The sequence below is a fragment of the Pseudomonas sp. COW5 genome, assembly GCF_026240005.1.
GTDB classification, from domain to species: domain Bacteria; phylum Pseudomonadota; class Gammaproteobacteria; order Pseudomonadales; family Pseudomonadaceae; genus Aquipseudomonas; species Aquipseudomonas kribbensis.
In genome coordinates, this window is the sequence record NZ_JAPHVP010000001.1 from 4,237,624 (window position 1) to 4,253,987 (window position 16,364).

Sequence of the window (16,364 nt, forward strand, 5' to 3'; positions counted from 1 at the left end):
TATCAACCCTCGCGCAGCACTGTCAGCGGGCTCGCATTCAGTGCCCGACGGGTGCCGAACACGCCGGCGCCGCCGATCAGGGCCGCACCGATCAACGGCAGGACCAGCAACCATGGATGCGGATGCCAGGGCAGGTCGAACGCGAAGCGATACAACACCAGGCTCACCACTTCCGTACCAATGGCCGCCAGCAATCCGCTGACTGCGCCAAGCAAACCGAACTCGATCCGCCGCGCCTTGACCAGCAACTGCCGTTCCGCCCCCAGCGCACGCAACAGTGCGCCTTGGCGAATGCGTTCATCCAGAGTCGCCTGCAACCCGGAAAACAGCACCGCCATCCCGGCCGCCAGCACAAACAACAATACGTACTCCACCGCCAGGGTGACCTGGGCAAGGATGCTGCGCAGCTGTTCGAGCAAGGCTTCGACCTGCAGGATGGTCACCGCCGGGAAGGCTCGCGACAGCTCGACGATCTGCTGGTCGTGACCGGGTGCCAGATAGAAGCTGGTGAGGTAGGTCGCCGGAAGATCTTTCAACGTGCCGGGCTGGAAGATCATGAAGAAGTTCGGCTGGAAGTTGTCCCAGTTGATCTCCCGCAGGCTGGTGACCTTCGCTTCGCGATTGACTCCGCCAACGGTGAACACCAGGTGATCGCCAAGTTTGAGCTTGAGGCTTTCGGCGACTTTGCCTTCCACCGACACGCCGGGCACATCGTCCTGTGGCTGATCTTTCCACCACTCACCGGCGGTGAGCTTGTTGCCTGCCGGCAGGTCAGCGGCCCAGGTCAGGCTCAGGTCACGCTGGATTGCCCGGTCGCCGGCCGAGTCCTTGCTGACGATCTGCTGCACCGCTTCGCCGTTGATGCTGATCAGCCGTCCCGGCACCACCGGGTACAATGGCGCAGCCTGGGCCGAGACATTGATCAGGTGATCGGTGAAGGCCTGTTTGTCCGCCGGCAGGATGTTCAGGGCGAAATAGTTGGGAGCATTTTTCGGCAGCTGGTTTTGCCAGGTGTCGAGCAATTCACCGCGCAACAGTGCAATCAACGCCATGGACAGCAGGATCAGGCCGAATGCCAGGGACTGTCCGGCCGCCGCCAGCGGGTGACGCAGCAACTGACCCAGACCGAGACGCCAGGGCAGGGAGGCGCGAGCCAACAGGCGACGCAGGCTGTTGAGCAGCAGCAACAGCAAACCACCAAGCACCAGCGCAGCGACCACGCCACCACCGAGCAGGGCAAACGTCAGCAGCAGATCCAGACTCAGGCGCCACATGATCAGGCCGAGTGCGCCGAGTGCTGCGCCGTAGACCATCCAGGTGCTCGATGGAATCGGCAGCATGTCGCGGCGCAGCACTCGCAATGGCGGCACACGGCCTAGAGCGGCGAGTGGTGGCAAGGCAAAACCGGCCAGCGCCACCAGCCCGGTGCCGATCCCCGCCAATGCCGGCAGCAAACCACCCGGCGGTACGTCAGTCGGCAGCAGATCATGCAGCAGGGCGAACAGTCCCAATTGAGCAAGCCAGCCGAGCAGGGCGCCGCTTAGGCTGGCGAGCAGACCCAGTACCGCCAGTTGCAGGCTGAACAGCACCATGGTTTCCCGGCGAGACAAACCGAGGCAGCGCAGCAGCGCACTGGCGTCGAAACGACGGCTGGCGAAGCGATTCGCCGACAGCGCCACGGCCACACCGGCCAACAGCACGGCGACCAGACTGGCCATGTTCAGATAACGCTCGGCCTTGCCCAGTGCGCCGCCAATCTGCCGGTTGCCGTCGCGGGCATCCTGAATCCGCTGGTTGGCGGCAAGGCCCGGTTTGATCAGTTGACGATAGGTTTCCAGCGCGTTGGGTTCGCCGCGCCACAATTCGCGGTAGCTCACCCGGCTGCCGGGCTGGACCATGCCGGTCGCGGCGAGGTCGTCGAGGTTGATCAGCACCCGTGGCGTCAGACTGTAGAAGTTGCCGGCGCGATCCGGTTCGTAAGTCAGCACCCTTGTCAGTTTCAGCGTCTTCATGCCGACGTCGATGCTGTCGCCGATCTTCAGGTCCAGCGCCGTGAGCAGGCGAGATTCGACCCAGGCTTCTCCAGGTTGTGGTTCGCCACCCGACGTTTCGGCAGCAAACGGTGCCGGGGCACTTTTCAGTTCGCCACGCAGCGGATAGGCACGGTCGATGGCCTTGATGCTCGACAACTGAATGCCGTTGTCGGTGGCGATGACACTGGAAAACTCAACGATCTGCGCATGGTCGAGGCGCAGATCTGTGCCGCTCCTGATTTGTTCCGGCCGTGCGGGGGAGCTGCCTTCGAGCACCAGGTCCGCGCCGAGAAACTCGGTGGCGCGCAAGGTCATCGCGCCATTCAGGCGGGCGCCGAAGTAGCCGATGGCAGTACTTGCCGCCACGGCCACCAGTAAGGCGAAGAACAGCACCCGCAACTCCCCGGCGCGGGCATCGCGCAGGAGCTGGCGCAGGGCAAGGCTGAACAGGCGCAACAGCGGCAGACGTGCCATCAAGGCTCCAGGGGGGCGACCAGCAGGCCGGCTTCAAGTCGGATCAGACGTCGGCAGCGATGGGCCAGCCGTTCATCGTGGGTCACCAGCACCAGGGTGGTGCCGCGCTCCTTGTTCAATTCGAACAGCAAGTCGCTGATGCGCTCGCCGGTGTGGCTGTCGAGGTTGCCGGTGGGCTCGTCGGCAAACAGAACGTCCGGTTCGGCGGCGAAGGCTCGGGCAATCGCCACCCGTTGTTGCTCGCCACCGGAGAGCTGGCGCGGCGAGTGCGTCAGGCGCTGACCGAGGCCAACCCGTTGCAGCAATTCCGTGGCGCGCCCGCGGGCGTCTTTGCGGCCATCGAGCTCCAGCGGCAGCATGACGTTTTCCAGGGCGTTGAGACTGTCGAGCAACTGGAACGACTGAAACACGAAACCCACATGTTCGGCACGGATGCGCGCGCGCTGGTCTTCGTCGAGATCGCTCAGGGACTGGCCGGCGAGAACGACTTCGCCGCTGCTCGGCAGATCGAGGCCGGCGAGCAGGCCGAGCAGGGTGGATTTGCCGGAGCCGGACGCGCCGACGATGGCCAGGCTGTCGCCCTTGTTCAGTTCCAGGCTGAGTTCGTGCAGGATGGTCAGTTCACCTTCCGCGCTGGGAACCACTTTGCTAAGGTTCTTCGCGGTGAGAATGCTTGCGCCCATGGAGAATCCGATGCGTGTGTGGTTTTTGAGTGCTGGCCTGGCCTTGATGTGCATGGCCCAGAACGCAGCGGCGGGTACAGTCCTGATCGTTGGCGATAGTATCAGCGCCGGTTTCGGACTGGATACCCGGTTGGGGTGGGTGTCGTTGCTCGAGCAGCGGCTCAAGGCCGAAGGTTTTGACGATAAAGTGGTCAATGCCTCCATCAGCGGCGACACCAGTGCCGGAGGCCAGGCGCGGCTGCCGGCGCTGCTTGCAGAGCACAAGCCGGAGCTGGTGATCCTCGAGTTGGGTGGCAACGATGGCCTGCGCGGAATGCCGCCGACGCAATTGCAACAAAATCTTGCTTCGATGATCGACAGCTCCCGTCAAAGCGGTGCCAGGGTGCTGTTGCTCGGCATGCAACTGCCGCCCAATTACGGCAAGCGCTACACCGATGCCTTTGCCCAGGTCTACGGCAAGCTGGCCGAGGAGAAAAAGATCCCGCTGGTGCCGTTTTTCCTCGACGGCGTGGGCGGGCACCCGGACTTGATGCAGGCCGACGGTCTGCACCCGGCAGCCGGGGCTCAGGGCAAGTTGCTGGAAAATGTCTGGCCGACGCTAAAACCGCTGTTATGAGGCTTTTCTAGCGGCAGGCTTTCGGCTAATGTGGCGCCCCCCTAAATGGAGCCCCCGATGTCGCGTTCTGCCTGGTCCCTGTTTGCCTACCAACTGATCGAGCCTGACGAACAGCTGGATCTGTTCGCCTGCCAGGAAGTGCGGGTGCATCTGGTGACCCGTCAACTGGAGCTCGGTGGCTCGGCCGACCGGACCCTGTGCGGCAGTCTGCTGCCGGCGCAACCGCGCTGGTCGAGCGTGGATCGCCGGGTGTTCCAGGATCAGCGCCTGTGCTCGCTGTGCCGGGCGATTCTCGAATCGCAGAAGCGTGGAACCTCGCCGATCTGGCCTGAACTGCGTTTCGAGCTTTAAGTACACGCACCTGTCGAACGCCGTCCGCTCTTACAGTAGCTTCAATTATGAAGACTTCTGCCAGCCCATCGGCGCATCTCCCCGAATTCCCTGGGCGCGGTGTACAATCGCGTTCTTATACCCTTGTCGATCTTGCGAAGGATTCTCCGGATGTTGCCGCGTTTCCCTGCCGTCACCCGCTGCCTGTCTCTTGCCGCCCTGTGTGTGGCCGGTCCCGTTGCCGCCCTGGAGTTTCCCCTGCCACCACCTGGTGAAGACATCATCGGCCAGGTGCAGGTGATCAAGGCCAAGTACGAAGACACCTTTGCCGATCTGGGCACCACCTACGATCTGGGTTATTCGGAAATGGTCGCGGCCAACCCGGGCGTCGATGCCTGGTTGCCGGGCGCCGGCACCGAAGTGGTCCTGCCGACCCGCTTCATCCTGCCGCCGGGTCCGCGTGAAGGCATCGTGATCAACCTCGCCGAGTACCGCCTCTACTACTACCCGAAAGGCCGGAACGTGGTGTACACCTTCCCGCTGGGTATCGGTCGCGAAGGCTGGGGCTCGCCAATCGCCCACACCACGATCACCGCCAAGACGCCGAATCCGACCTGGACGCCGCCAGCCTCGATCAAGGCCGAACACGCCGCCGATGGCGATCCGCTGCCGAACGTAGTGCCGGCCGGCCCGGACAACCCGCTGGGTCCGTTCAAGTTCACCCTGGGCACGCCGGGCTACCTGATCCACGGTTCGAACAAGAAGTTCGGTATCGGCATGCGCACCAGCCACGGCTGCTTCCGCATGTTCAACAACAACGTGCTGGAAATGGCCAGCATGGTGCCGGTGGGGACTTCGGTACGAATCCTCAACGACGCGTACAAGTTCGGTCGCAGTGGCGGCAAGATCTACCTGGAAGCGCACACGCCGATCGACGACAAGGGCAACCCGTCGGTGGTCGACAAGCACACCGCCGTGATCAACGCGATGCTCAAGCGTGAAGACATCACCAACAACCTGCGCATGAACTGGGATGTGGTGCGTGATGTGGTGGCGGCGGAAGATGGCCTGCCAACTGAAATCGGCACACCGAACACCTCGGCGCCGATCGTTTCCAGCGCGCCGATCGACCTGCAACAGTAAGCCGAAAAACAGAACCCGCCGATGCGTGAGCGTCGGCGGGTTTTTTATTGCATGAAGAAAATTTCAGGCAAAAAAAAGCCGACCCGAAAAACGGGTCGGCTTGATAACAATCCCGAAGGACTATTACTTGCGGCTAGCTTTTTCCAGCATGCGCAGAGCACGCTCGTTAGCTTCGTCAGCAGTCTGTTGTGCTTTTTGAGCAGCAGCCAGAGCTTCATCAGCTTTACGGTAAGCTTCGTCTGCACGAGCCTGGGAGCGAGCAGCTGCGTCTTCAGTAGCGGTCAGACGTGCTTCGGTTTCTTTCGATGCGCTGCTGCAACCGGTAGCCAGAACTGCGGCCAGAGCCAGAGCAGAGAATTTCAGAACGTTGTTCATCGTGTTCCCCTTCAAGGACTTTCAATTAAGTGGCTGTCTCCTCCGATTGAGGAAATAGCCGGCGTACATACTACCCATTACTTGTAGTAAGTAAACTGACGTAAGGCAAGAAGCAAAAAAAATTGTAGGCGTTGATTCTTTTTCGAGCAACTTTTAACTGGGTTGTATAAAAAATATTCAGCTGCAAGGCCCGAGATGAGCGAGTTAATGAGAAAAAGTTCCCGTTGTCGGGTGCTGTTTTGCAGGCAGTGGCTAGAGTCTGTCTATATGGATTCGTCCACACTTTTGTTGCGTTTTTGTGCAGCGTCTCACCTATCTTTGTCCATGTTCAGGTGACTTTAAAAAATCAGGCACGTCTTAAGTCTCAACATCCGGCGATGTTCAGCCTTTCGGTTCGGGACAAGGTTCTCCCGAACCGGTCCTGAGTCCACCGGAACTGCCCCGTCAATCAGCCTGATGACGAGTGCGCCTTGAGCATTTTCGTCATTGGTGCCTACTATTTGATACGTGCTCGGGTTGCGCGAGATCGGTGCGGTTCTTCTCGGTGTCCATCTGGCACGGGGTGGCGTAGATGTTCCTTCGCCGGGAAAACATCGGTAAGGTAGGGGTCAGAATTCGAGACCCGCGAGGAGTAGTGATGAGCGAGGCGTTGTCCATCCACCATGACCAGGCTGGTCATCAGTTCGAGACCAATGTGGACGGTCATCGTGCCTACCTGACCTATATGGATCTGGGGAAACAGACCCTGGATATCTACCGCACCTTCGTGCCCAACGCATTGCGTGGCCGAGGCATCGCGGCAGCCCTGACCGAGCGGGCACTGCAGTACGCCGATGAAATGGGCTACACGGTCATCCCGTCGTGCTCCTATGTGGAGCGCTACATGGAGCGTCATCAGCGGCGCACCGCCAAGATCTGACTGACCTCACACCGCACACACATAAAAACGCCGGGCAATGCCCGGCGTTTTTTTATGCCTGCGAAACAGCTGTCAGCCGCGCTGACGTTTCGGCAGTACATCCTTGAGCTTGGCGTGCATGCTGCGAAGGGTGTTTTCGGTGGCCGACCAGTCGATGCAGGCATCGGTGATCGAAACGCCGTATTGCAGATCGGCGAGGTCTTTCGGAATCGCCTGGCAGCCCCAGTTCAGGTGACTCTCGACCATCAGGCCGATGATCGACTGGTTGCCTTCGAGGATCTGGTTGGCGACGTTCTCCATCACCAGCGGTTGCAGGGCCGGATCCTTGTTGGAGTTGGCGTGGCTGCAATCGACCATGATGTTCGGCTTGATCTTCGCCTTGTTCAGCGCCTGTTCGCACAGGGCGACGCTGACCGAATCGTAGTTCGGCTTGCCATTGCCGCCGCGCAGTACCACGTGACCGTAGGCGTTGCCCTTGGTGGTGACGATCGACACGCCACCTTCCTGGTTGATGCCCAGGAAACGGTGCGGGCTGGAGACCGACTGCAAGGCGTTGATCGCCACGGTCAGGCCACCGTCGGTGCCGTTCTTGAAACCGACCGCCGAGGACAGGCCGGAAGCCATTTCGCGGTGGGTCTGGGATTCAGTGGTGCGGGCGCCGATGGCCGACCAGCTGATCAGATCCTGCAGGTACTGAGGGGAGATCGGGTCGAGGGCTTCGGTCGCGGTCGGCAGGCCTTTCTCGGCCAGGTCCAGCAGCAACTGGCGACCGATGTGCAGACCGTCCTGGATCTTGAACGAGTCATCCAGGTACGGGTCGTTGATCAGGCCTTTCCAGCCGACGGTGGTCCGCGGTTTTTCGAAGTACACGCGCATGACCAGATACAAGGTGTCCGACACTTCCGCCGCCAGCACCTTCAGGCGGTCGGCGTATTCGTGGGCAGCCTTGATGTCGTGGATCGAGCAAGGCCCGATGACCACGAACAGACGGTGGTCGGTGCCATCGAGAATGTTGCGGATGACTTCGCGACCCTTGGTGACGGTGCGCAGGGCAGCGTCGCTCAGAGGGATATCACGCTTGAGCTGATCGGGAGTGATCAGGGTCTCGTTGGAAGCGACGTTCAGGTCGTTGATCGGTAAATCAGCCATCGTTTACTCGTCAGGTCACGGGTGCCGGCCGCCAGCGTTCCCCGCGCGGCGGAGCACAGCAGATTTAAGCGCGTCGGGGAGCCGAACCTTAGCGCGTCAGGCGCCTGTCGACAATGGGCAAGTCACTGTTCAGTCCAGTACTGGCTGCGCAAAAGCCTTGCGAACGGTGTCGTGGGAGAACTCGTCGGCGTGTTGTTCGACCCATTGAAGGGCCAGGGCCTGAATATCCTGGAGGTCGTCGTGGGCGTCGTTGAGTCGGCAATAGCGTTCGATCTGACACACCTGCTCACCCATTCGGGCGCTGAACAGGGTCTGCTCGTCGGTGAAGGCGATGCCCACCAGATAGCCTTTCTTGCGTCGCAGGCACCAGGCCACGTAGCCCGGATAACAGATGTCGGCATTGAGCGTCGGCATGCGCACCTGCAGTGCGGTGCCATGGCGCCAGGCGCGGTGGTAATTGCAAGCGATGCCGCCGAGGCTGATAGTGTGTAGCTGTTGCCGCGAAATGCACTCAGGTTTGAGCAACGTTAATTCGACGGGCACATCATCCGGATGAGGAATAAACCGTCCCATGAGCACAGACTCCCTGTGTCGGCCATCTGACATTGTTTCCCCCAGTATAGTGTTCGAATCCGAACTGACCGATTTCGACGCCGACCAACGGCTGCTGGCGATGAGCGGCGTTTCGCTGGTGATCTTCACCAGTGTCGGCTGCGCCAGTTGCCGTTATGCCCGCGAGGTGTTGCCGGGGCTTGATCTGGCAGTCGATCGCGTGTGCTGGATTGATGCCGGTGACAACGGCGGGCTGGTCGAGCGTTATCAGGTCTTTCATTTGCCGGCGCTGTTCGTGGTGCGCGACGGCGAGTTCTTTGGGGCAGTACACACGCGCCTGAATGCCGCCGAGCTGAACGCAGCGGTGGCGCAGGCGCTGGGTCGAATTGCAGAGGAGTTGCCGTGATGGGGGCAGTCGTCAAGAAACCGGTGGTAGGGATTATCGGCACCGGCGCAATCGGAGGGTTCTACGGCTTGATGCTGGCCCGGGCCGGATTCGATGTGCACTTTTTGCTGCGCAGCGAGTTTTCCGCGGTCGCCGAGCGCGGTTTGCAGGTGGACAGCGCGGTTCACGGCACACTGGCGCTGAACCCGGTGCAGGCCTATTCATCGGCTGAAGACATGCCGCCCTGCGACTGGTTGCTGGTCGGCGCCAAGACCACCAGCAATGCCGGCCTGGCGCCGTCGATCATTCAGGCGGCGAAACCCGACGCGAAAGTGCTGGTGCTGCAGAACGGCCTCGACGTCGAAGACAGCCTGCGGGCGTTGCTGCCCGATTCCCTGCACTTGCTGGGCGGCCTGTGCCTGATCTGCGTTCACCGGGAAGGTCCGGGTCACATCGCCCATCAGGCGCTGGGGGCGGTGAACGTCGGTTATCACAGCGGAGCGGCAACCGATGATGCGGCGCGCATGGCGATCGTCGAGGAGGGCGTCGGTCTGTTCCGGGCCGCCGGCATAGACTCCCAGGCCATGCCGAACCTGCACCAGGCGCGCTGGCAGAAACTGGTCTGGAACATTCCCTACAATGGTCTTTCGGTGTTGCTCGGGGCGAGTACCACGCCGCTGATGGCCGATGCCGACAGCCGCGCGCAGATCCAGGCGCTGATGGCCGAAGTGGTGCAGGGCGCCAAGGCCTGTGGCCATGACATGCCGCCCGGTTACGCCGAGTACCTGTTCATGATGACCGAGAATATGCCCGACTACTGGCCGAGCATGTACCACGATTTTCTGCACAAGCGACCGCTGGAGCTGGACGCCATCTACGCTCGACCTTTGGCGGCGGCAAAAGCGGCAGGTTGCGAGCTGCCGCGAATCGAGGCGCTGTATCGCCATTTGCGTTTCATCGACCGGCGTAACACCTGAGTCGATTTTTGAGGGGATCCGGGGGAAGACATGGCCAAGAACATCGATGACAAACTGGTGCTGGCGATTTCGTCCCGTGCCCTGTTCGATCTGAGCGAGAGTCACAAGGTCTACCTGTCGAGCGGCGTCGAAGCCTATCGGCAATATCAGATCGAGCACGAAGACGAAATCCTCGCGCCGGGCGATGCCTTTCCGCTGGTGGAAAAACTGCTCAACCTCAACAGTCGCCTCGGCCGTGCCCGGGTCGAGGTGATTCTGGTGTCGCGCAACAGTGCCGACACCGGCCTGCGGGTATTCAACTCGATCGATCATTACGGCCTGGCGATTTCCCGTGCGGCGTTTGTCGGCGGGCGCAGTCCTTATCCTTATCTCAAAGCCTTCGGTTGCGACCTGTTTCTTTCCACTCATGCTGAGGACGTGCGCTCGGCGCTGGACAATGGCTTTGCGGCGGCGACCATTCTTTCCGGTGGCGCCAGCCGTGCGGCCAGCGATGAATTGCGCATCGCCTTCGACGGCGACGCGGTGCTGTTTTCCGATGAGTCGGAGCGGGTCTATCAGTCCGGCGGCCTCGAAGCCTTTCAGGCCAAGGAACGCGAATCCGCTCGCGAGCCGTTGCGCGGCGGCCCGTTCAAGGGCTTCCTCGCAGCGCTCAATCTGTTGCAGCGTGAGTTCCCGGACGATAACTGCCCGATCCGCACCGCACTGGTCACCGCGCGTTCGGCGCCGGCTCACGAACGGGTGATCCGCACCTTGCGCGAATGGGACATCCGTCTGGACGAGTCTCTTTTTCTGGGCGGCCTGACCAAATCGGCGTTCCTCGAAGCGTTCGCTGCGGACGTGTTTTTCGACGATCAGGCCGGTCACTGCGAGCTGGCCCGCGAGGTGGTCGCCACCGGCCATGTCCCCCACGGCATCAGCAACGAACCGGCGGTCTAAAGCCCTCGTGGTTCAAGACGTTGCGTCGCACGTCGTACTCGTCAAGGCACTGCTAAGCTGAATCAAATCTCCGCCATGTTGGCTTGCGAGGAGGTCATATGATTCGTTCGATGCTGTATGCCACTGACCTCGGTCTGTACGCACCGTTAGTGATGCAGCATGCCCTGGCGATGGCCCGAACATTCGATGCCGACTTGTATGTGGTGCACGCGGTGGAACCCATGGGGTTGTTTGCCGAGTCGGTGTTGCAGAGCTATCTCGACGAGCAGGCGTTGAACGAATTTCACAGTCAGGGTCTGAAAACCGTCATCGCCAATATCGAGCAGCGGGTGCTCGACAGTTTTCGCGAAGAGCTGGGGGACGAGGGCGAGCAGGATCTGCTGCGGATTCGCGCGGTGCGGGTGCTGCAGGGCGATCCGTCGCAGGTGATTCTCGACCAGGTACAGAAACTCTCCGTCGATTTGCTGATCGTAGGAAGTCACAGCCACGGGGTCGGGGCGGAAACACCGTTGGGGCGTACGGCGACGCGATTGCTGCAATTGTCCAAGGTGCCGGTTTACATGGTGCCGCTGGTGGAGCGTCGGCGTCGGGAGGATCGCTGAGACGGTAATAATGGCGTTTTGATAAAAAAGTTCTAGATTTATTCTTCAAACCATTAATATAGTTATATACCGTCGCTGATGCCCGTGGCGTCTACCTGCTTTGAGGGATTCATATGAAGCTTCAACAATTGCGCTACATCTGGGAAGTGGCGCACCACGACCTCAACGTTTCCGCTACAGCCCAAAGTCTCTACACCTCGCAACCGGGCATCAGTAAGCAAATCCGTCTGCTGGAAGACGAACTGGGCGTCGAAGTGTTCGCCCGCAGCGGCAAGCACCTGACCCGCGTCACCCCGGCCGGCGAGCGCATCATCACCACCGCCGGTGAGATTCTGCGCAAGGTCGAAAGCATCAAGCAGATCGCCCAGGAATTCTCCAACGAGAAAAAAGGCACCCTGTCGATCGCCACCACGCACACCCAGGCACGTTATGCACTGCCGCCGGTGATCAGCAATTTCATCAAGCAATACCCGGACGTGGCGCTGCACATGCACCAGGGTTCGCCGATGCAGATCGCCGAGATGGCCGCTGACGGCACCGTGGATTTCGCCATCGCCACCGAAGCGCTGGAGCTGTTCGGCGATCTGGTGATGATGCCGTGCTACCGCTGGAACCGCTGCGTGGTAGTGCCTCAGGGCCACCCGCTGACCAAGCTGCCGAAGCTGACCCTCGAAGCACTGGCCGAATACCCGATCGTGACTTACGTGTTCGGTTTTACCGGCCGTTCGAAACTCGACGAAGCCTTCAGCCATCGTGGCCTGACGCCGAAAGTGGTGTTCACCGCCGCCGATGCTGACGTGATCAAAACCTACGTGCGCCTGGGTCTGGGTGTCGGCATCGTGGCGAAAATGGCGGTCGATACCAAACTCGACAACGACCTGGTGGTGCTCGATGCCAGCGAACTGTTCGAATCCAGCGTGACCAAGATCGGTTTCCGTCGCGGCACATTCCTGCGTGGCTTCATGTGCGACTTCATCGAGAAGTTCGCACCGCACCTGACCCGCGAAGTCATGGCCAAGGCCATCCAGTGCCACAACAAGCAGGAACTGGAAGAGCTGTTCGAAGGCGTCGAACTGCCGGTTCACTAAGCCCCTGTCTACAGCACCTCGGTGACAGCAAACTGTTGCCGGGTGCCCGCCACCAGAATCTCCACCTCATCGCCCTCGAACTTGCCCAGCAGGCTTTTGCCCAGCGGCGAGCGCGGGGTGATGACGGTAATCGGCTGACCGACCACGTCGACTTTCAGTCCCGCCGCATCCGGCGCCAGAAACAGCCATTGCTCGCGACCCTTTTCGTCTTCCAGACCGAGCAGGGCGCCGATTTCAATTCCGCGTTGATCGTCATAGGCCCGAAGCGTCAGGTTCTGGCAGACCGCCAGTGACTGGCGGATCTCCTCGACCCGTTTTGCTTGCCCGGCCGCCAGGTACGACGCCTCAAGCCCAAGGGTGTCGTACTTGTTTTCAGCGATGTTCTCTTCGTGGGTCGCGGTTTCGTAAGCGGTTTGTGCCGCGCGCTCGGCGATATCGAGGTCGAAGCGCAGTTTGTCGAGAATCAGTTGATGGACAGCGTGTTTGTTCATGATCAATCGCAGAATTGCAGGACGTTGGCGCGGCTCTTTTCGCTCGGAGCGGTCTGATCCTGCTGGAGCCAGAACTGGCATTTAGGGTTCGACTGGTTGCGCGTGCTGCTGCGGGCCTGATCCAGGCGATCCTGCTGTTCGTTCTTGCGCAGGTTTTCTTCGTACTGCTCGAACAGGCGGTTTTGCGGCTCGGGTTCTGATTGTGGCTGGGCGACAACCGCAGGCTTGCTCAGTTGTTGCACCGCATCCGCCACCGGTTGCAGTTGGCGGCTGAACAGCATCGAAGCGAGCCAGCACGTCAGCGCAATGGCCAGGAAACCCAGCCACAGGCCCAAGGCAATGCTGCCGGTCAATTGCAGCGCGCTAAGCTGGACAGGCAAGGGACGACGCGTGTTGGGGCGATAGGGCATGGCTGCCTCCTGGCGGATGATTGCGGGCAAGTGGCGATTGTCGCACGAAGATTAATCGTCGTCGGCTCTTCTGCACGCGGACATTTATGCGGACAATCGGCGCTTTTGCCAACGGGAGTCTTGAATGCCGCAACCGAAAACCCGCTGGGACATCTTTTGCACCGTGGTCGACAACTATGGCGACATTGGCGTGACCTGGCGTCTGGCCCGGCAACTGGCGGCCGAGCATGCGCTGGCGGTGCGGTTGTGGGTCGATGATCTGCGTGCGTTCGAGCGTATTTGCCCGGAACTCGATATCCATCTCGATGCGCAATGGCAGCAGGGCGTTGAAGTCCGGCACTGGCCGGCAGAATGGCCAGTAACCGACGCAGCCGACGTGGTCATCGCCGCGTTCGCTTGCCAGTTGCCAAGCGCCTACATGGACGCCATGGCCGAGCGGGAAAAGCCGCCATTGTGGATGAACCTTGACTATCTCAGCGCTGAAGACTGGGTGGTTGGCTGTCACGGTCTGCCTTCGGTGAAGTACAAGTCCGTGCAGAAGATCTTTTTCTTCCCGGGCTTCCAGACCGGCACTGGCGGACTATTGCGTGAAAGCGGATTGCTGGATCGGCGTTGGCGGTTTCAGCAGGATCCAGAGTCGCAGCGACAATTCCTGCAAGCCTTGGGGGTTGTTCCTGCGCCCGGTGCGCAACTGATTTCGCTGTTCGCCTACGAGAATGCCGGGCTCGCCAGTTGGCTGGATGTGCTCGCCGCTGATTCGACACCGACTCATCTGCTGGTGCCGGAAGGGCGGATTCTCGGTGATGTCGCGCGCTGGCTCGGAGTCGAGTCGCTGTCGGTCGGCGACTTCAATGTGCGCCAGGCGCTGACCGTGCAGGTGCTGCCGTTCGTCCGCCAGGATCAATACGATCAATTGCTCTGGTGCTGCGATTTCAACGCGGTGCGCGGCGAGGACTCGTTTGTCCGGGCGCAGTGGGCCGGCCGTCCGATGCTGTGGCACATCTATCAGCAGGACGAAGATATCCATCTGGACAAGCTCGATGCCTTCCTCGCGCTCTACGGAAAAGGCCTTTCGCCCGCCGCTGCCGAGGCGATGAACGGTCTTTGGCGGGCCTGGAGTGCCGGGCAGCCTATCGGCCAGCACTGGCTTGAGGCCCGTAAATACTGGCCCGAACTGCAGGAAAATGCCGAAGCATGGTGTCTGGAACAGGCCTTGCAGGCCGATCTTGCGACGGCGCTGGTACAGTTTTACCGAAATTGGATATGATACGCGGCCTAGATTTTTGTAAATCCCATCCAAATTCGGATATTCGCAATGAAAACTGGTAAAGAACTCAAACCCGGTACCGTGATCCGTATCGACAACGATCCTTGGCTGGTTCAGAAAGCTGAATTCACCAAATCGGGCCGTAACAGCGCGATCATGAAGACCAAGCTGAAGAACCTGCTGACCGGTTACAAGACCGAAACCGTTTACGGTGCGGACGACAAGCTGGACGACGTGATCCTGGATCGCAAAGAAGCGACCCTGTCCTTCATCAGCGGTGACTCCTACACGTTCATGGACACCACCGACTACACCATGTACGAGCTGAACGCCGAAGACATCGAAAGCGTTCTGCCATTCGTGGAAGAAGGCATGACCGACGTTTGCGAAGCTGTGTTCTTCGAAGGCCGTCTGGTTTCCGTAGAGCTGCCGACCACCATCGTGCGTCAGGTTGACTACACCGAAGGTTCCGCTCGCGGTGACACTTCCGGCAAGGTGATGAAGCCTGCCAAACTGAAGAACGGTACCGAGCTGTCGGTTGCTGACTTCATCGAAATCGGCGACATGATCGAGATCGATACCCGCGAAGGCGGTTCCTACAAGGGCCGTGCGAAATAAGCACTGCTTTTTGCGGAAAGAAAAAGCCCGACCATTGAGTCGGGCTTTTTTGTGCCTGCGATTTTTGCTGCCGGGCAGTTACACGGTCACATGCAGGCGTACATCGACATTGCCGCGGGTGGCATTGGAGTACGGGCAGACCTGGTGGGCCGCGTCGACCAGGCTTTGCGCGTCAGCCTGTTCCAGGCCCGGCAGGGCGATGTGCAGGTCGATGTCCAGACCGAAACCACCAGGAATCTGACCGATGCCGACGTGAGCGGTGATCGACGCGTCGTCCGGGATTTTGCGTTTGGTCTGGCTGGCGACGAATTTTAGCGCGCCGATGAAGCAGGCCGAGTAGCCGGCAGCGAACAGTTGCTCAGGGTTGGTGGCCGCGCCGCCGGCACCGCCGAGTTCTTTCGGAGTGGCCAGTTTGACATCGAGGATGTTGTCGCTGGAGATCGCACGACCGTCACGGCCGCCGGTGGAGGTTGCGATTGCGGTGTAGAGAGTTTGCATGGTGTGAGCCTCGTCGAATGTGTGGTTTGTTGCGCTAATTGTTTGTGCGCTAACTAGGTGCGAAGCAAATGTACTTCGCTAATATTTAGTGCGCAAGATAAATTTTTGTGAAAGCACGGAAGCGAGACGTGGATCAGCTCGGGATGAGATCTCAAGCTTTTGATATGAAAGGTTTTTTTGATGGAAAAAACGAGAGAAAAAATTTTCGGGAGAGGGGTATGGCAGAGAAGGGCGTGATTTCCCTGCAGGTGCGAGGTTGCTCCTGCAGGGAGTGGGGGGGGAGGATTAGGTCAGGCTGTCCTGCAGATGACCACGCAAGGCTTGCAACTCGGCTTGCAGGTTTTGCAGGCGTTCCAGCGTGAAGCCACTGGCGCCCAGGATGCATGGCGGAACGGTTCGTGCCTTGTCTTTCAAGGCGCGTCCCTGGGCAGTCAGTTCAACGATCACCACCCGTTCATCCTCGCGGCTGCGGGTCCGGCTCAGGAGTCCTTCACCTTCCAGACGCTTGAGCAGCGGGGTCAGCGAACCCGGATCGGTCAGCAGGCGCGTGCTGATTTCTCCGACGGTCAGGCCATCCTTCTCCCACAGCACCATCATCGCCAGATACTGCGGATAGGTCAGGCCGAGCGCTTGCAGCAAAGGCTTGTAGACCTTGGTCATCATCAGAGAAGTGGAATGCAGGGCAAAGCAGGCCTGATTGTCGAGCAGCAGCTCTTCGCAGTGGTCGGTGGTGTCGCGGTCGGTGGTCATGTCGGTGCCTTGAACGGTGATGCAGTTGAATCTAGCGCTCGAATCTTTAATGCGCCAGACAATTGTGC

20 protein-coding genes are annotated in these 16,364 nt (G+C 60.3%); 11 read left to right on the forward strand and 9 right to left on the reverse strand.

What is annotated here, in order from left to right:
* Nucleotides 1-2: 2 nt before the first annotated feature.
* Entirely contained in the window at nucleotides 3-2,507 is a 2,505-nt protein-coding gene (locus OQ248_RS19330) for an ABC transporter permease (RefSeq protein ID WP_265813653.1), read from the reverse strand.
* Nucleotides 2,507-3,190 carry an ABC transporter ATP-binding protein gene (locus OQ248_RS19335; RefSeq protein ID WP_114884579.1) on the reverse strand — a complete coding sequence of 228 codons (684 nt, stop codon included), beginning with the start codon at nucleotides 3,188-3,190 and terminating at the stop codon, nucleotides 2,507-2,509. The genes OQ248_RS19330 and OQ248_RS19335 overlap by 1 nt, the downstream gene beginning before the upstream one ends.
* Before the next feature lie 10 nt (nucleotides 3,191-3,200).
* Here OQ248_RS19335 and OQ248_RS19340 point away from each other — a divergent pair, with 10 nt between their 5' ends.
* From OQ248_RS19340 to OQ248_RS19350, 3 genes are all read left to right on the forward strand, one after another.
* Nucleotides 3,201-3,806 (forward strand): arylesterase, encoded by a 606-nt coding sequence (locus OQ248_RS19340; protein WP_265813654.1) that lies wholly within the window; start codon nucleotides 3,201-3,203, stop codon nucleotides 3,804-3,806.
* A 57-nt stretch (nucleotides 3,807-3,863) separates the two neighbouring features.
* The gene (locus OQ248_RS19345) at nucleotides 3,864-4,157 is read left to right on the forward strand and encodes a hypothetical protein (protein WP_007908575.1); all 294 of its coding nucleotides are present in this window, start codon (nucleotides 3,864-3,866) and stop codon (nucleotides 4,155-4,157) included.
* Between the two features lie 150 nt (nucleotides 4,158-4,307).
* A complete protein-coding gene (locus OQ248_RS19350) occupies nucleotides 4,308-5,279 on the forward strand; it encodes a L,D-transpeptidase family protein (RefSeq protein ID WP_085710772.1) in 972 nt (323 codons plus the stop codon).
* A gap of 123 nt (nucleotides 5,280-5,402) precedes the next feature.
* On the opposite strand, the gene oprI is transcribed toward OQ248_RS19350, so the two are convergent.
* Entirely contained in the window at nucleotides 5,403-5,654 is a 252-nt protein-coding gene (oprI, locus tag OQ248_RS19355; RefSeq protein ID WP_003183784.1) for an outer membrane lipoprotei OprI, read from the reverse strand.
* Nucleotides 5,655-6,291: 637 nt separating this feature from the next.
* Between oprI and OQ248_RS19360 the strand changes: the two genes are divergently transcribed.
* Entirely contained in the window at nucleotides 6,292-6,573 is a 282-nt protein-coding gene (locus tag OQ248_RS19360; RefSeq protein WP_007955658.1) for a GNAT family N-acetyltransferase, read from the forward strand.
* 72 nt (nucleotides 6,574-6,645) lie between these two features.
* Here OQ248_RS19360 and OQ248_RS19365 read toward each other — a convergent pair whose 3' ends face one another.
* Nucleotides 6,646-7,722, reverse strand: coding sequence for a 3-deoxy-7-phosphoheptulonate synthase (locus OQ248_RS19365; RefSeq protein WP_011335309.1), 1,077 nt, complete (start codon nucleotides 7,720-7,722; stop codon nucleotides 6,646-6,648).
* Nucleotides 7,723-7,851: 129 nt separating this feature from the next.
* Nucleotides 7,852-8,295: a PilZ domain-containing protein gene (locus tag OQ248_RS19370; RefSeq protein ID WP_085710771.1), complete on the reverse strand. Its 444-nt coding sequence runs from the start codon at nucleotides 8,293-8,295 to the stop codon at nucleotides 7,852-7,854.
* Here OQ248_RS19370 and OQ248_RS19375 point away from each other — a divergent pair.
* The 5 genes from OQ248_RS19375 to cysB all read left to right on the forward strand — a co-directional run bounded on the left by OQ248_RS19375 (nucleotide 8,294) and on the right by cysB (nucleotide 12,262).
* Entirely contained in the window at nucleotides 8,294-8,680 is a 387-nt protein-coding gene (locus OQ248_RS19375; RefSeq protein ID WP_265813655.1) for a thioredoxin family protein, read from the forward strand. The genes OQ248_RS19370 and OQ248_RS19375 overlap by 2 nt on opposite strands.
* Complete coding sequence (locus OQ248_RS19380; RefSeq protein WP_265813656.1) at nucleotides 8,680-9,636, forward strand: putative 2-dehydropantoate 2-reductase; 957 nt, start codon at nucleotides 8,680-8,682, stop codon at nucleotides 9,634-9,636. The genes OQ248_RS19375 and OQ248_RS19380 overlap by 1 nt, the downstream gene beginning before the upstream one ends.
* 30 nt (nucleotides 9,637-9,666) lie before the next feature.
* Complete coding sequence (locus tag OQ248_RS19385) at nucleotides 9,667-10,572, forward strand: 5'-nucleotidase (RefSeq protein WP_085730576.1); 906 nt, start codon at nucleotides 9,667-9,669, stop codon at nucleotides 10,570-10,572.
* 98 nt (nucleotides 10,573-10,670) lie between these two features.
* Nucleotides 10,671-11,174: a universal stress protein gene (locus OQ248_RS19390; RefSeq protein ID WP_119429636.1), complete on the forward strand. Its 504-nt coding sequence runs from the start codon at nucleotides 10,671-10,673 to the stop codon at nucleotides 11,172-11,174.
* Nucleotides 11,175-11,287: 113 nt separating this feature from the next.
* The gene (gene cysB / locus OQ248_RS19395; protein ID WP_007955684.1) at nucleotides 11,288-12,262 is read left to right on the forward strand and encodes an HTH-type transcriptional regulator CysB; all 975 of its coding nucleotides are present in this window, start codon (nucleotides 11,288-11,290) and stop codon (nucleotides 12,260-12,262) included.
* 8 nt (nucleotides 12,263-12,270) lie between these two features.
* Here the strand turns inward: cysB and OQ248_RS19400 are convergent, their stop codons facing one another.
* Both OQ248_RS19400 and OQ248_RS19405 read right to left on the reverse strand, forming a co-directional pair.
* Nucleotides 12,271-12,753 (reverse strand): transcription elongation factor GreAB, encoded by a 483-nt coding sequence (locus tag OQ248_RS19400; RefSeq protein WP_265813659.1) that lies wholly within the window; start codon nucleotides 12,751-12,753, stop codon nucleotides 12,271-12,273.
* Nucleotides 12,754-12,755: 2 nt separating this feature from the next.
* Complete coding sequence (locus OQ248_RS19405) at nucleotides 12,756-13,163, reverse strand: hypothetical protein (protein ID WP_265813660.1); 408 nt, start codon at nucleotides 13,161-13,163, stop codon at nucleotides 12,756-12,758.
* A 124-nt stretch (nucleotides 13,164-13,287) separates the two neighbouring features.
* Here OQ248_RS19405 and earP point away from each other — a divergent pair, with 124 nt between their 5' ends.
* Entirely contained in the window at nucleotides 13,288-14,430 is a 1,143-nt protein-coding gene (gene earP / locus OQ248_RS19410) for an elongation factor P maturation arginine rhamnosyltransferase EarP (RefSeq protein ID WP_265813661.1), read from the forward strand.
* 48 nt (nucleotides 14,431-14,478) lie between these two features.
* Nucleotides 14,479-15,048, forward strand: coding sequence for an elongation factor P (locus tag OQ248_RS19415; RefSeq protein ID WP_007955690.1), 570 nt, complete (start codon nucleotides 14,479-14,481; stop codon nucleotides 15,046-15,048).
* Nucleotides 15,049-15,126: 78 nt separating this feature from the next.
* Here OQ248_RS19415 and OQ248_RS19420 read toward each other — a convergent pair whose 3' ends face one another.
* Complete coding sequence (locus OQ248_RS19420) at nucleotides 15,127-15,546, reverse strand: organic hydroperoxide resistance protein (protein WP_085710763.1); 420 nt, start codon at nucleotides 15,544-15,546, stop codon at nucleotides 15,127-15,129.
* A gap of 285 nt (nucleotides 15,547-15,831) precedes the next feature.
* A complete protein-coding gene (locus OQ248_RS19425) occupies nucleotides 15,832-16,296 on the reverse strand; it encodes a MarR family transcriptional regulator (RefSeq protein ID WP_265813662.1) in 465 nt (154 codons plus the stop codon).
* Nucleotides 16,297-16,364: the final 68 nt, after the last annotated feature.

Bases quoted from the DNA above. Each gene is read 5' to 3' on its own strand.
- OQ248_RS19380 (WP_265813656.1), top strand. From the start codon at position 8,680: ATGGGGGCAGTCGTCAAGAAACCGGTGGTAGGGATTATCGGCACCGGC.
- OQ248_RS19370 (WP_085710771.1), bottom strand. From the start codon at position 8,295: ATGGGACGGTTTATTCCTCATCCGGATGATGTGCCCGTCGAATTAACG.
- cysB (WP_007955684.1), top strand. From the start codon at position 11,288: ATGAAGCTTCAACAATTGCGCTACATCTGGGAAGTGGCGCACCACGAC.
- OQ248_RS19415 (WP_007955690.1), top strand. From the start codon at position 14,479: ATGAAAACTGGTAAAGAACTCAAACCCGGTACCGTGATCCGTATCGAC.
- OQ248_RS19420 (WP_085710763.1), bottom strand. From the start codon at position 15,546: ATGCAAACTCTCTACACCGCAATCGCAACCTCCACCGGCGGCCGTGAC.
- OQ248_RS19330 (WP_265813653.1), bottom strand. From the start codon at position 2,507: ATGGCACGTCTGCCGCTGTTGCGCCTGTTCAGCCTTGCCCTGCGCCAG.
- OQ248_RS19345 (WP_007908575.1), top strand. From the start codon at position 3,864: ATGTCGCGTTCTGCCTGGTCCCTGTTTGCCTACCAACTGATCGAGCCT.
- OQ248_RS19400 (WP_265813659.1), bottom strand. From the start codon at position 12,753: ATGAACAAACACGCTGTCCATCAACTGATTCTCGACAAACTGCGCTTC.
- OQ248_RS19340 (WP_265813654.1), top strand. From the start codon at position 3,201: ATGCGTGTGTGGTTTTTGAGTGCTGGCCTGGCCTTGATGTGCATGGCC.
- OQ248_RS19375 (WP_265813655.1), top strand. From the start codon at position 8,294: ATGAGCACAGACTCCCTGTGTCGGCCATCTGACATTGTTTCCCCCAGT.
- OQ248_RS19360 (WP_007955658.1), top strand. From the start codon at position 6,292: ATGAGCGAGGCGTTGTCCATCCACCATGACCAGGCTGGTCATCAGTTC.
- OQ248_RS19335 (WP_114884579.1), bottom strand. From the start codon at position 3,190: ATGGGCGCAAGCATTCTCACCGCGAAGAACCTTAGCAAAGTGGTTCCC.
- OQ248_RS19350 (WP_085710772.1), top strand. From the start codon at position 4,308: ATGTTGCCGCGTTTCCCTGCCGTCACCCGCTGCCTGTCTCTTGCCGCC.
- OQ248_RS19390 (WP_119429636.1), top strand. From the start codon at position 10,671: ATGATTCGTTCGATGCTGTATGCCACTGACCTCGGTCTGTACGCACCG.
- OQ248_RS19385 (WP_085730576.1), top strand. From the start codon at position 9,667: ATGGCCAAGAACATCGATGACAAACTGGTGCTGGCGATTTCGTCCCGT.
- earP (WP_265813661.1), top strand. From the start codon at position 13,288: ATGCCGCAACCGAAAACCCGCTGGGACATCTTTTGCACCGTGGTCGAC.
- oprI (WP_003183784.1), bottom strand. From the start codon at position 5,654: ATGAACAACGTTCTGAAATTCTCTGCTCTGGCTCTGGCCGCAGTTCTG.
- OQ248_RS19365 (WP_011335309.1), bottom strand. From the start codon at position 7,722: ATGGCTGATTTACCGATCAACGACCTGAACGTCGCTTCCAACGAGACC.
- OQ248_RS19425 (WP_265813662.1), bottom strand. From the start codon at position 16,296: ATGACCACCGACCGCGACACCACCGACCACTGCGAAGAGCTGCTGCTC.
- OQ248_RS19405 (WP_265813660.1), bottom strand. From the start codon at position 13,163: ATGCCCTATCGCCCCAACACGCGTCGTCCCTTGCCTGTCCAGCTTAGC.